This is a genomic window from Streptococcus sp. FSL W7-1342 (genome assembly GCF_037966635.1).
GTDB classification, from domain to species: Bacteria; Bacillota; Bacilli; order Lactobacillales; family Streptococcaceae; genus Streptococcus; species Streptococcus salivarius_D.
Genome location: NZ_CP150200.1, coordinates 1,407,727 through 1,421,780, shown reverse-complemented (window position 1 = coordinate 1,421,780; position 14,054 = coordinate 1,407,727). Strand labels below are relative to the sequence as shown.

13 protein-coding genes are annotated in these 14,054 nt (G+C 38.4%); 12 read left to right on the top strand and 1 reads right to left on the bottom strand.

The features are described from left to right. The first annotated feature begins 14 nt into the window (after positions 1 to 14). From ppc to NSQ79_RS06375, 4 genes are all read left to right on the top strand, one after another. Positions 15 to 2,837, top strand: a complete 2,823-nt coding sequence (gene ppc, locus NSQ79_RS06390; protein WP_004182737.1) for a phosphoenolpyruvate carboxylase — start codon at positions 15 to 17, stop codon at positions 2,835 to 2,837. 67 nt (positions 2,838 to 2,904) lie between these two features. Continuing rightward, positions 2,905 to 3,939, top strand: a complete 1,035-nt coding sequence (gene holA / locus NSQ79_RS06385; protein WP_004182736.1) for a DNA polymerase III subunit delta — start codon at positions 2,905 to 2,907, stop codon at positions 3,937 to 3,939. 95 nt (positions 3,940 to 4,034) lie between these two features. Beyond that, entirely contained in the window at positions 4,035 to 4,640 is a 606-nt protein-coding gene (gene sodA / locus NSQ79_RS06380; protein ID WP_004182735.1) for a superoxide dismutase SodA, read from the top strand. Positions 4,641 to 4,737: 97 nt separating this feature from the next. Continuing rightward, positions 4,738 to 6,096, top strand: a complete 1,359-nt coding sequence (locus tag NSQ79_RS06375) for a serine hydrolase (protein WP_013990793.1) — start codon at positions 4,738 to 4,740, stop codon at positions 6,094 to 6,096. Positions 6,097 to 6,127: 31 nt separating this feature from the next. Here NSQ79_RS06375 and NSQ79_RS06370 read toward each other — a convergent pair whose 3' ends face one another. Beyond that, a complete protein-coding gene (locus NSQ79_RS06370; RefSeq protein ID WP_339313375.1) occupies positions 6,128 to 6,784 on the bottom strand; it encodes a prepilin peptidase in 657 nt (218 codons plus the stop codon). 109 nt (positions 6,785 to 6,893) lie between these two features. On the opposite strand from NSQ79_RS06370, the gene NSQ79_RS06365 reads away from it, so the two are divergent. The 8 genes from NSQ79_RS06365 to NSQ79_RS06330 all read left to right on the top strand — a co-directional run bounded on the left by NSQ79_RS06365 (position 6,894) and on the right by NSQ79_RS06330 (position 14,048). Beyond that, positions 6,894 to 7,415: a Dps family protein gene (locus NSQ79_RS06365; protein ID WP_004182731.1), complete on the top strand. Its 522-nt coding sequence runs from the start codon at positions 6,894 to 6,896 to the stop codon at positions 7,413 to 7,415. Between the two features lie 88 nt (positions 7,416 to 7,503). After that, on the top strand, positions 7,504 to 7,956 hold the full coding sequence (locus NSQ79_RS06360; RefSeq protein ID WP_004182730.1) for a Fur family transcriptional regulator: 453 nt from the start codon (positions 7,504 to 7,506) through the stop codon (positions 7,954 to 7,956). 86 nt (positions 7,957 to 8,042) lie between these two features. Then, the gene (locus NSQ79_RS06355) at positions 8,043 to 8,249 is read left to right on the top strand and encodes a YqgQ family protein (RefSeq protein ID WP_004182729.1); all 207 of its coding nucleotides are present in this window, start codon (positions 8,043 to 8,045) and stop codon (positions 8,247 to 8,249) included. Next, complete coding sequence (locus NSQ79_RS06350; RefSeq protein ID WP_045768883.1) at positions 8,242 to 9,210, top strand: ROK family glucokinase; 969 nt, start codon at positions 8,242 to 8,244, stop codon at positions 9,208 to 9,210. Before NSQ79_RS06355 ends, NSQ79_RS06350 begins: the two co-directional genes overlap by 8 nt. Before the next feature lie 144 nt (positions 9,211 to 9,354). Next, the gene (gene typA, locus NSQ79_RS06345) at positions 9,355 to 11,205 is read left to right on the top strand and encodes a translational GTPase TypA (RefSeq protein WP_002884130.1); all 1,851 of its coding nucleotides are present in this window, start codon (positions 9,355 to 9,357) and stop codon (positions 11,203 to 11,205) included. 19 nt (positions 11,206 to 11,224) lie between these two features. Beyond that, complete coding sequence (locus tag NSQ79_RS06340) at positions 11,225 to 11,494, top strand: DUF3165 family protein (RefSeq protein ID WP_049528741.1); 270 nt, start codon at positions 11,225 to 11,227, stop codon at positions 11,492 to 11,494. Between the two features lie 127 nt (positions 11,495 to 11,621). Beyond that, complete coding sequence (murD, locus tag NSQ79_RS06335; RefSeq protein WP_164332223.1) at positions 11,622 to 12,974, top strand: UDP-N-acetylmuramoyl-L-alanine--D-glutamate ligase; 1,353 nt, start codon at positions 11,622 to 11,624, stop codon at positions 12,972 to 12,974. Between the two features lie 3 nt (positions 12,975 to 12,977). Next, positions 12,978 to 14,048: a UDP-N-acetylglucosamine--N-acetylmuramyl-(pentapeptide) pyrophosphoryl-undecaprenol N-acetylglucosamine transferase gene (locus NSQ79_RS06330; protein ID WP_339313372.1), complete on the top strand. Its 1,071-nt coding sequence runs from the start codon at positions 12,978 to 12,980 to the stop codon at positions 14,046 to 14,048. Positions 14,049 to 14,054: the final 6 nt, after the last annotated feature.

Here is a 14,054-nt window from a genome sequence, read left to right as displayed (position 1 = left end):
AAGGAGAATACGGTTTGGCTTTTAACAAATTGGAAAGCAGTAACAACCAGGAAATCATCTCTGAAGAAGTTGGTATCTTGAAAGAATTGTTGGATGATGCAACACGAGGCATGGCTGGAGAGCAAGGTCTCACAACTATCCAACATTTGGTTGAACTTTATGATGAAGGTGACTATGTGGCCCTTACACAAGCCATTTCAGAAATGACGAATGACGATATGGTCGTTGCATCACGTTATTTCTCTTTGTTACCTCTCTTGATTAATATCTCTGAGGACGTGGATTTGGCTTATGAAGTCAACCACAAGAACAATATTGATGAATCTTATCTAGGTAAGTTGTCTGAAACCTTTGATGTTGTCGCTGAAAGTGATAATGCACGTGACATTCTTGAACATGTCAATGTCGTGCCAGTATTGACAGCCCACCCAACTCAGGTTCAACGTAAAACTATGCTTGAATTGACTAACCACATTCACGAACTTCTTCGTAAGCATCGTGATGTTAAGGCTGGTCTTATTAACAAGGATAAATGGTATGCAGATTTGCGTCGTTATGTAGAAATTATGATGCAAACAGATATCATTCGTGAGAAAAAACTTAAGGTTAAAAACGAAATCACTAACGTTATGGAGTATTATAACTCCTCATTGATTAAGGCGATTACGAACCTATCACATGAATTCAAACGTTTAGCGGTTGAAAAAGGTATTGAACTTGACAATCCAACACCTATTACTATGGGTATGTGGATTGGTGGTGACCGTGACGGGAACCCATTTGTAACAGCAGAAACTCTTAAACTTTCTGCAACATTGCAAAGTGAAGTTATCCTCAACTACTATATCGAAAAAGTTGATAATCTTTACCGTTCATTCTCCCTCTCATCACGCTTGACTGAGGTTTCAGATACAGTAGCAGAGATGGCGAAACATTCTCCAGATACATCTGTTTATCGTGAAAATGAACCTTACCGTCGTGCTTTCAGTTACATCCAGTCTAAGTTGATTCAAACACTTCTTTTCTTTAAAGAAGGGAACTTCAGCAAGGAAAGAGTTGCTAAACGCCTTTCTGAAAATGTTCGTCTGGGTTCGGCTTCAACAGGTGAAGTAGTAGCTGATTACGTGCAACAACGTCTCAGCCAAAGTCTTCAAGCTGTCTCACAACAAACAACAGAATTCTACGAAACAGCAGATGCCTTCCATGATGATCTTTTGGCAATCAAAAATTCACTTCTTGAAAACGACGATGCTGTCTTGATTTCAGGTGATTTCGAAGAGCTTCTTCAAGCTGTAGAAGTCTTTGGTTTCTATCTTGCTACAATCGATATGCGTCAAGATTCAAGTGTTCATGAAGCATGTGTAGCAGAGTTGCTTAAATCTGCAAATATTGTTGATAACTATAGTGAATTAACAGAGGTTGAAAAGGTTGCTGTTCTTCTTAAAGAATTGCAAGAAGATCCTCGTACCTTGTCATCAACTAATGTGCCTAAGTCTGAAACACTTGAAAAAGAATTGGCAATCTTCCGCACTGCTCGTCTCTTGAAAGACTATATCGGTGAAGATGTCATCAAACAACATATCATTTCTCACACTGAGAGCGTTTCTGATATGTTTGAGTTGGCTATCCTTCTTAAAGAAGTTGGTTTGGTTGATACTGAACGTGCGCGTGTCCAAATTGTTCCACTTTTTGAAACTATCGAAGACTTGGAAAACTCTAATGATATCATGAAACAATATCTTGGTTATGATATCGTTAAACGTTGGATCAAGAATAGTAACAACTACCAAGAAATCATGTTGGGTTACTCAGACTCTAACAAAGATGGTGGTTACTTGTCTTCAGGTTGGACGCTTTACAAAGCTCAAAATGAGTTGACTAAGATTGGTGAAGAGCGTGGCATTAAGATTACCTTCTTCCATGGCCGTGGTGGTACTGTCGGTCGTGGTGGTGGCCCATCATACGATGCTATTACGTCTCAACCATTTGGTACCATTAAGGACCGTATCCGTTTGACTGAGCAAGGTGAAGTTATCGGTAATAAATATGGTAATAAGGATGCTGCCTACTACAATCTTGAAATGCTTGTTTCAGCTGCCCTTGACCGTATGGTAACACGTCAAATTGCCGACCCAGATGAATTGGTTGATTTCCGTGAAATTATGGACGGTATTGTTCATGATTCTAATGTTATCTATCGTGATCTTGTCTTTGGAAACGAACATTTCTATGATTACTTCTTTGAAGCAAGCCCTATTAAAGAAGTCTCAAGTTTGAATATCGGTTCTCGTCCAGCGGCTCGTAAGACAATTACTGAGATTTCTGGTCTTCGTGCGATTCCTTGGGTATTCTCATGGTCACAAAATCGTATCATGTTCCCAGGTTGGTATGGTGTGGGTTCTGCCTTTAATCGCTTTATCCAAGCTGAAGAAGGCAACCTCGAGAAACTTCAACATATGTTTGAAACATGGCCATTCTTCCGTTCACTTTTGTCAAACGTGGACATGGTGCTTTCAAAATCAGACATGAATATCGCCTTCCACTATGCACAATTGGCAGAGAGTGAAGAAGTACGCAGTGTCTTCAATATTATTTTGGATGAGTGGCAGATGACTAAGGATGTTATTCTTGCCATTGAAAAACATGATGGCTTCCTTGATGAGAGTCCATCGCTTAAAGCAAGTTTGGACTTCCGTTTGCCATACTTCAATGTCTTGAACTACATCCAAATTGAATTGATTAAACGTCTTCGTAACAATGATTTGACCGATGACGAAATTAGCCTTATTCACATTACTATCAATGGTATTGCAACAGGTCTTCGTAACTCTGGTTAATAAAGTAAAGTTCATCACTTTGGTGGTGGGCTTTTTGTTATGGTGAAAATTCTGTTATAATAAAACCATGATTGCTATGGAAACGATTGAAAAGCTGTCCAAAGAAAAGCTCCCCATGATAACGGTCTTAGCGGGCGAGGATTTAGGGCAGTATAGTCAAGCTAAAGAAAAATTTTTAAAACAAATTGGTTTTGATCCGAGTGACTTAACCTATTCTTATTTTGATATGTCTGAGACTGATTATCAAGATGCTGAGCTCGATATAGAAAGCATGCCTTTTTTTGCAGATGAGAAGGTGGTTATTTTTGATCATTTCGCAGATATGACTACTGCTAAAAAATCATATCTGGATGAGAAAGAGTTGAAGCGCCTTGAAAATTATCTTGAGTCTCCTGTTGAAACAACACGTCTTGTCTTGATGTCTGCAGGAAAGCTAGATGGAAAGCGTCGTTTAGTCAAACTTCTCAAGCGTGATGCCATGGTGCTTGAAGCCAGTCCCTTGAAAGATGCAGAACTTAGAACCTATTTTCAAAAGCAGGCGCATCAAGAGGGGCTTACATTTGATACAGGAGTCTTTGAGGAACTTTTGATTAAGTCAAATTTTGACTTTTCAGATGTTCAAAAAAACTTAGCTTTTCTAAAGGGATATAAAACGGAAGGAATTATCTCATCGCAAGATATTGCTGAAGCCATTCCGAAAAGTTTGCAAGATAATATTTTTGATATGACGCAACTACTTTTGCGAGGTCAGATTCAGAGTGTTCGTGAATTGGTTCATGATTTACGGCTTCAGGGTGAAGATGAGATTAAGTTGATTGCTGTGATGTTGGGACAATTTCGTACCTATTTACAGGTTAAACTCTTATCTGCTCAAGGAAAAAGTGAGCAGCAAATTGTTTCAAGTCTGTCAGATTATTTAGGGCGTAAAGTTAACCAATTTCAGGTTCGTTTTGCATTGAGAGATAGCCGTCCTTTGTCAGTAGCATTCTTAAAAATGACGATTAAGATTTTAGTAGAGACAGATTACCAGATAAAAACAGGAACTTTAGATAAAGATTACTTGTTTGATTTAGCACTTCTAAAAATCGTATCAAACCGCTAGAGATTTAGAGTCTTCTTTGATTTTGTAAGCAAAATTTTTGAAATCTCTACCACTTTACGGTAAAATGAAGAAAAAATGAAAAGAGGATCTTTACTATGGCAATTATCCTTCCAGACCTTCCTTACGCTTACGATGCATTGGAACCATACATTGATGCTGAAACAATGACTCTTCACCACGACAAACACCACGCAACTTATGTAGCAAATGCTAATGCTGCTCTTGAAAAACACCCAGAAATTGGTGAAGATCTCGAAGCACTTTTGGCTGACGTGGAACAAATTCCAGCAGATATCCGTCAAGCACTTATTAACAATGGTGGTGGACACCTTAACCACGCACTTTTCTGGGAACTCTTGTCTCCTGAAAAACAAGAACCAACTGCAGAAGTAGCAGCTGCTATTAACGAAGCTTTCGGCTCATTTGAAGCCTTCCAAGAAGCTTTCACAGCGGCAGCAACAACTCGTTTTGGTTCAGGTTGGGCATGGCTTGTTGTTAACGCTGAAGGTAAGCTTGAAGTTGTTTCAACTGCTAACCAAGACACTCCTATCTCAGACGGTAAGAAACCAATCTTGGCACTTGATGTTTGGGAACATGCTTACTACCTAAACTACCGTAACGTACGTCCAAACTACATCAAAGCTTTCTTTGAAATCATTAACTGGAATAAAGTTGCTGAGCTTTATGCAGCAGCTAAATAAGTTTAAAATTATCCTCACTATTGGGGATGATTTTTTTGTAATATGATTGTAAAATCTCCTTGATTTTTAGTGAATTATATCTTAAACTATAATTGTTATGAAAAAAAAGGAAAAACATTCAAGCAAAAAGTATAGTGGAAATCGCCGAAAAACTAAAGATAAGAAAAAAGATTCGTTAAAACAAGACCTTCAAAAAGACACTAATAAAGATGTCAAGAAAGGCAACAAAAAAGAAGTAAAAGAAGATACTAAAAAGACTTCTAAAAAATCAGTAGACCAGAAAGCAACTGAGGAAACAGTAGTACCAGTAGAGCACAAGGAAAAAGAAGCAAAAACTGAAACTTTGGCACTTAGAAGTAAGCGCTCTAAGAAATCTAGATCAAAATCATCTCGTGATGATAAAAAAGCTTATCTTATCTTAGCTTTCCTAGGTGTTTTGGTAATTCTTTTATTTGTTGCTATGCTTGCTTTAGCAGGACGTGGTAAACAAGCTAGTAACACCGGTAGCCTTGGAAATATCTTCGGTTCTAATTCTAAAGTCACTAAAAAAGAAGACAAAGAAAAAGAGGAAAAGGTAACTCCAACTAATAAATCAGCCGAAGCTAAACAAGCAGTCATGGAAGCAGATGCAGATACCATGTATGGTAATGGATTGTATTATGATTATGCTAACATGACATTGAGCCAAGTGGTTGAAGCATTTATGGCTGACCAAGGTATTGAGTCTAGCCAAATTGCCTTTTCATATAAAAATACCAAGACAAATGAGCAATACTCTATGAATGATACTCAGCCAATGACTGCAGGATCAACTTATAAATTGCCACTAAACATGCTGGTCATGGATGAGGTTAATAAGGGCAAACTTTCTTTAACTGAACGTTTTGATATTACTAATACTGAGTATGAGTATCAGGGTGAACATGATAATTATGTTGCTGCTTTTGGTGGTTCAATGACTATTCCAGAGATGCAGGAATATTCTCTAGTTTACTCAGAGAATACACCAGCCTACGCTTTGGCAGAACGCCTTGGTGGTATGGAAAAATTCTATGGTATGCTCGATAAATACGGTAAATCAAAAGGTGAAGTGAAGACTATCCAAATGCATGGTAATAAGACAACAACGGATTATTATATCCAAGTTTTGGATTATCTTTGGAAACACCAAGAGGATTATAAAGATATTCTCAAATATTTGGGAGAGTCTTTCCCAGAATATTATTATAAAACATATAATCAAGGATTGACTATTTATCAGAAACCAGGTTATGTTCGTGAAGCCTTAAATGTTGATGCTATCGTGATGGAAGATACACCGTATCTTATAGCCATTTATACACGTTATTTAGGTGGTTCGGACGAAGAGACTTCAGAAATTAATAATGTAGGATTGCAACAATTAGAGATGCTTTGTTATGTCATTAATGAGTGGCACCGTGTTAATATGAACTAATAAAGAAAAGCCGAGGTTTATCGGCTTTTTTCTATACAATTGAACAAAAAGTAAGGAGTACTATCCCGAGAAAAAGAAATGGAACAAATGCGATGTATTCCTTGAGATTTCTTCGTAGAAGGAAGTAAGCTAGTCCTAATAGGCAGGCAATTTCAATAATTAGTAGTGTTTTTGAAAGTGGGAAAATAAGTGAGGCACTAGCTAAGTAGAGAAAATCGCCTTCTCCAATGTTTAAACGTTTAATATAGGATATAATTGCTAATATGAGTCCTAAGGTAAAAGTGAGATAGTGGTTTCCCATGAATAGGAGCGGGAGTGTTCCAACTATCCAAATCGGAAGCGGATAGGATTTATGCTTCAAATCAAAAATTGATAAACAAAGGCTGAAGTAAAGAAAGTAGGTTACTTCAAGACTCAAAAAGTCATAGAAATATAGCAGGCATATTACTCCACAAAATAGTTCCATAAAGAGGTAACGAAGAGGGATAGAAGTCTGACATGATCGACATCGAGATCTTAAGAAAAGTTGTGAGAGGATAGGGATCATCTCGAAAAAACGCAACTGATGCTTGCAATGACTACAGTGACTACTAGGAAAAATAATCGACTTCTCAGGGAAACGATCACAAATCAGTCCGATAAATGAACCTAAAGAGGCTCCCAGAAAAAAATAAATGATAGTTAACATACCTAATTATTCGAAAAAGAGTGAGAAAAAACATTTTGCTTGCATCTTATTTAGAAATATTCTAAAATAAAAATATAAATAATAGTAATTCTAAATAAGGAGAATTAATATGGTATATTCAATTAAAGAAACAATCAATGAAACAGTTAACCAACAAGCTGAAACACCCTCAAATACAAAAACTAAAGCAGTTTTGAATCAAGCAGTTGCTGATTTGTCTGTAGCAGCTTCGATCGTTCACCAAGTTCATTGGTATATGCGTGGTCCTGGTTTCCTCTATCTTCATCCAAAAATGGATGAATTGATGGATAGTTTGAATGCTCATCTTGATGTTATTAGTGAGCGTTTGATTACTATTGGTGGGGAACCATACTCAACTTTGGTAGAATTTTCATCCAATTCAGGCTTGACTGAAACTACTGGTACATTTGATAAACCAATGTCTGATCAAATTCAATTATTGGTTGATACATACAAATATTTGTCAGTATTGTTCCAAGTTGGTTTGGATATCACAGATGAAGAAGGAGATGCTCCTTCAAATGATATCTTCACTGCAGCTAAATCTGAAATTGATAAGACAATCTGGATGTTGACTGCTGAGCTTGGACAAGCGCCAGGCTTGAGATAAGCATTTTTGAGTTAAGATGATTGTCAAGAGTTCCTCTAAAAGTGTATAATAGACGTAAAATACTTTTAGAAGAAGGGGGGGTGGCGATATGTCTGTACATCGACGTAGTCTAGGCGTTTATGAAGATGTCCTAAATCAGTTAAAAGCTAAAGGAATTCGGTTGACGGAATCTCGTAAAGCTGTTATTCGCTATTTGATGATGTCTGATCAACATCCTAGTGCAGATGTGATATATTATGACCTACTCCCTGACAATCCTGGGATGAGTTTAGCGACGGTCTATAACAACCTGAAGGTGTTGGTTGAAGAAGGGATTGTCTCTGAAATTAAGGTTAATAATGATAATACAACCTATTATGATTTTATGGGGCATGACCACTTAAACATTGTTTGTGAAAAATGTGGTCACATTACTGACTTAGACTTACCGATTCCGTCTTTCAAGGAAGAGGTAGAATCACAAACAGGATTTCGCATTACTCGTGAACAGATGATTTTACATGGGATTTGCCCGAATTGTCAAAAACCTGAGTCTAAATGACTCAGGTTTTTTTGAAGTATACAATAATCTGTAAAGGTTTTCAAAACTATCTTGTCATGGCAGAAGCTTTTTGCTAAAATATTGCTATGAAAACTTTATATGACGTTCAACAGTTGTTGAAACAGTTTGGCATAGTAGTTTACCTAGGGAAAAGGCTTTATGATATCGAAATGATGAAGATTGAGTTAGAAGCCCTCTACCAGAATGGTTTGGTGGATAAGGACAACTATCTTACTGCTGAAATGATTTTACGACGTGAACATCGCATTGAAATGGAGAAAGAAAATGAGTAAAAAACTCTTGGGAATTGACCTTGGTGGAACAACTGTTAAATTTGGTATTTTGACTTCAGAAGGTGAAGTGCAAGAAAAATGGGCGATTGAAACAAATACGCTTGAAAATGGTCGTCACATCGTCCCTAACATCGTGGAGTCTTTGAAACACCGTTTGGAAATGTACGGACTTACTGCAGAAGATTTCATTGGAATTGGTATGGGTTCTCCAGGAGCTGTTAATCGTGAAAATAAAACGGTCACTGGTGCTTTCAACTTGAACTGGGCAGAAACTCAAGAAGTTGGATCTGTCATCGAAAAAGAACTCGGTATTCCATTTGCAATTGATAATGATGCTAACGTTGCTGCCCTCGGTGAACGTTGGGTTGGTGCTGGTGCTAACAATCCTGATGTTGTCTTTGTGACATTAGGAACAGGAGTTGGTGGCGGCGTTATCGCTGATGGTAACTTGATCCATGGTGTTGGCGGTGCTGGTGGTGAAATTGGCCACATTATCGTTGAGGCTGAAACAGGATTTGAATGTACTTGCGGAAACAAAGGATGCTTGGAAACTGTAGCTTCTGCAACAGGTGTCGTACGTTTGGCACGTCATTTAGCAGAAGGATATGAAGGTGACTCTTCTATTAAAGCTGCTGTAGATAATGGTGAGCAAGTAACAAGTAAAGATATTTTCGTTGCCGCTGCCGAAGGCGACAAATTTGCTGATAGCATCGTTGACAAAGTCTCTGAATACCTCGGACTTGCAACAGCAAATATCTCAAATATTCTTAACCCAGATTCAGTTGTCATCGGTGGTGGTGTTTCAGCAGCTGGTGAATTCTTGCGTAGCCGTGTCGAAGGATACTTTACACGTTATGCATTCCCACAAGTTCGCCGTACAACAAAAGTGAAATTAGCAGAACTTGGAAATGATGCTGGTATCATCGGAGCTGCTAGTCTTGCACTTACAATTGATAACTAATGAATGACAGAAGGTGTGTCTGACCAATTATAGGTGGACAGCACCTTTTTCTTGTTGAAAAACGTTTACAATCAGCTGAGCTCTGCCATTTTGTTGAAAATGTGGTATACTTTAAAAGTTGAAATAAAAATTAAAGAGGAAAAAATGACTAAACTTAGAGAAGATATCCGTAACGTAGCCATCATTGCCCACGTTGACCACGGTAAAACAACACTTGTTGATGAATTGTTGAAACAATCACACACTCTTGACGAGCGTAAAGAGCTTGATGAGCGTGCAATGGACTCAAACGATCTTGAAAAAGAACGTGGAATTACCATCCTTGCCAAAAATACAGCCGTTGCTTATAATGGTACGCGTATCAACATCATGGATACACCAGGTCACGCGGACTTCGGTGGAGAAGTTGAACGTATCATGAAAATGGTTGATGGGGTTGTCCTTGTTGTCGATGCCTACGAAGGTACAATGCCTCAAACACGTTTTGTGTTGAAAAAAGCGCTTGAGCAAAACTTGACACCTATCGTTGTTGTTAACAAGATTGATAAACCATCAGCTCGTCCTGAAGAAGTTGTTGATGAAGTTCTTGAACTTTTCATCGAGCTTGGTGCCGATGATGATCAGTTGGAATTCCCAGTTGTGTATGCATCAGCGATTAACGGAACATCATCATTGTCAGATAACCCTGCTGATCAAGAGCACACTATGGCTCCAATCTTTGACACTATTATTGACCACATCCCAGCTCCTGTAGATAACTCAGATGAGCCTCTTCAATTCCAAGTGTCACTTCTTGACTACAATGATTTCGTTGGACGTATCGGTATCGGACGTATCTTCCGTGGAACTGTAAAAGTCGGTGACCAAGTTACCCTTTCAAAACTTGATGGAACAACAAAGAACTTCCGTGTTACTAAACTTTTCGGTTTCTTTGGTTTGGAACGTCGTGAAATTGAAGAAGCAAAAGCTGGTGATTTGATTGCCATCTCAGGTATGGAAGACATCTTCGTTGGTGAAACAATTACACCCACTGATGCTGTTGAACCATTGCCAGTTCTTCGTATTGACGAACCAACACTTCAAATGACTTTCTTGGCTAATAACTCACCATTTGCAGGTCGTGAAGGTAAACACGTGACATCACGTAAAGTTGAAGAGCGTCTCTTGGCAGAGTTGCAAACAGACGTATCTCTTCGTGTAGATCCAACTGACTCACCAGATAAATGGACAGTTTCAGGACGTGGGGAATTGCACTTGTCAATCCTTATCGAAACAATGCGTCGTGAAGGATACGAACTTCAAGTATCTCGTCCAGAAGTTATCATCAAAGAAATTGATGGCGTGAAATGTGAGCCATTTGAACGTGTTCAAATTGATACTCCAGAAGAGTACCAAGGTTCTATTATCCAAGCCCTTTCAGAACGTAAAGGTGATATGCTTGATATGCAAATGGTTGGTAACGGTCAGACACGTCTTATCTTCCTCGTACCAGCTCGTGGACTTATTGGATTCTCAACTGAATTCTTGTCTATGACACGTGGTTACGGTATCATGAACCATACTTTCGACCAATACTTGCCAGTTGTTGCTGGTGAAATTGGTGGACGTCACCGTGGTGCCCTCGTTTCTATCGATACTGGTAAAGCGACAACTTACTCAATCATGCGTATTGAAGAACGTGGTACAATCTTTGTTAACCCAGGTACTGAAGTTTATGAAGGTATGATTGTTGGTGAAAATGCTCGTGAAAATGACCTTGGTGTCAATATCACTACAGCAAAACAAATGACAAACGTGCGTTCAGCAACTAAGGACCAAACGGCTGTTATCAAGACTCCACGTATCTTGACTCTTGAAGAATCGCTTGAATTCTTGGATGATGATGAGTACATGGAAGTAACGCCTGAATCTATCCGCTTGCGTAAACAAATTTTGAATAAAGCAGAGCGTGATAAAGCCAATAAACGTAAGAAAAAAGCAGCAGAAGCTGAATAATATATAGAGAGGAGAAGAGATGTTTTATCTGATTGTTGCTATATTGATTGCATCATTCTATTTCTTTATTGCACCAAAGTCGGTAAAAAACACCATGAATCTTCTCTTTGTCATGGCTACTTTAGCATTGCTCCTACTTTTAGCATTGCTATCAATCATTAAATTCTTCAGTTTACCTGGTGAGTTCTTTGTTACGGTGGGAATGCTTGTATTGAGCTATTTCACCTTGAAAGATTTTTTCGCCATGTCAGAGCTTAATCATGAAAAAGCTGAACATGAAGATAAGTAAGTAGCATGAGATTAAAAGTCAATCGGATAGATTGGCTTTTTCTTTTGCCAAGAAGAGGTAACTCCTTGAAATAGCTTGGGATAAAGGGTAAAATGATTATGATACAATTTGAGAGAATGGACGAATTATGAAATCAGTAACACAATTTGAAAATAAAAAAGTTTTGGTCCTTGGTTTGGCTAAATCTGGTGAAGCAGCTGCCCGCCTATTGGTTAAGTTGGGTGCTATTGTCACAGTAAATGATGGGAAACCATTTGAGGAAAATCCATCAGCACAGGCGCTTCTTGAAGAAGGGATCAAGGTTGTCTGTGGCGGACATCCTCTTGAACTTTTGGATGAAAATTTTGAATTAATGGTGAAAAATCCTGGAATTCGTTATGACAATCCAATGGTAGCTCGTGCACTTGAAAAAGGCATTCCTGTTTGGACTGAAGTGGAATTGGCTTACCTAGTATCTGAAGCACCTATTATCGGTATTACAGGCTCAAATGGTAAGACAACAACGACAACTATGATTGCTGATGTCCTAAACCATGGTGGCAAATCGGGTGTCTTGTCTGGAAATATCGGTTTCCCTGCGTCAGAAGTTGCACAGTCAGTTACTGCTCAAGATATCTTAGTTATGGAATTGTCTTCTTTCCAATTGATGGGGATTGATAGCTTCCATCCACATATTGCTGTGATTACTAACTTGATGCCGACACATATTGACTATCATGGTAGTTTTGAAGAATATGTGGCTGCCAAATGGAATATTCAAAATCAGATGACTGCGGATGATTTTGTTGTTTTGAACTTCAATCAAGATTTGGCTAAGGAATTAGCTACACAAACTAAAGCACAAGTAGTACCATTCTCAACAGTGGAAAAAGTAGATGGTGCCTATCTTGAAAATGGTGGCCTCTACTTCAAAGGTGAATTGGTGATGCAAGCTGATGAGATTGGCGTTCCTGGTAGTCATAATGTTGAAAATGCCTTGGCAACTATAGCTGTAGCAAAATTGTCAGGTATTTCAAACCAAGCTATCAAGGAAACCCTCGCAAGCTTTGGTGGGGTTAAGCACCGTCTCCAATTCGTTGACACTATCAATGAAGTAAGATTCTACAATGACAGTAAGTCAACAAACATTTTAGCGACACAAAAAGCACTTTCTGGGTTTGATAATAGTAAAGTCATTTTGATTGCCGGTGGTTTGGACCGTGGTAATGAATTTGATGAACTCATTCCTGACATTACTGGTCTTAAGAAAATGGTGATTTTAGGGGAATCAGCTCCTCGTGTCAAACGTGCTGCTGATAAAGCGGGCGTGACTTATCTTGATGCCAAAGATGTGGCAGATGCGACACGTATTGCCTTTGATCAAGCCAGTGCAGGAGATGTTGTCTTGTTGAGTCCTGCAAACGCAAGCTGGGATATGTACAAGAATTTCGAAGTGCGTGGTGACGAATTTATTACAACTGTTGAGCAATTGAAGGGATAGTCTATGGCAAAAGCGAAAAAGATTGTTTTTACCGGTGGTGGAACCGTTGGACATGTGACTTTAAATCTTATCTTAATTCCAAAATTTCTCAAAGATGGATGGGAAGTGCACTATATCGGTGATAAGCACGGGATTGAACATGAGCAGATTGATAAATCTGGCTTAGATGTGACTTTCCATAGTATTGCTACAGGTAAACTACGTCGTTATTTTTCATGGCAAAATATGTTGGATGTCTTTAAAGTTGGTTGGGGGATTCTACAGTCTATTGCAATTGTTGCCAAGATTCGTCCCCAAGCACTCTTTTCAAAGGGTGGATTTGTCTCAGTGCCACCGGTAATTGCTTCTAAATTATTAGGGGTTCCTGTCTATGTGCATGAGTCTGACCTCTCTATGGGCTTGGCCAATAAAATTGCCTACAAATTTGCGACTACTATGTTTACGACTTTTGAACAATCAAAAGGATTGGCGAAGACAAAACATGTAGGTGCGATTACAAAGGTAGGAATGGCGACATCTAATCAGTCTGATGCCCTTGATAAGATTAAAGAACAGTTTGATGACAACTTAAAAACTGTCCTTTTTATTGGTGGATCAGCTGGTGCAAAGGTATTTAATGATTTTATTAGTAATACTCCACAACTGACGGAAAAATATAATGTCATTAATATTTCTGGGGACTCTTCATTGAATACCTTAAAACGTCATCTTTATAGAGTTGATTATGTGACAGATTTGTACCAACCTCTTATGGATACGGCAGATTTAGTTGTAACTCGTGGTGGCTCAAATACGATTTTCGAATTGTTGGCTATGAAAAAACTTCATTTAATTATTCCTTTAGGGAAAGAAGCTAGCCGAGGAGACCAACTTGAAAATGCTGCTTATTTTGAACGAAAAGGTTACGCACGTCAATTACAGGAAACAGAATTAAGTTGGGAAACCTTAAATCATGAGCTTGAACAACTTGTTGAACATGCAGAGACTTACAAAGAAGCTATGGCTAAATCTGAGGAAATCACTTCTCCTGATGATTTTTATAACCTATTAGTGACTAGTATTTCAAAAAAATAAAGGAAT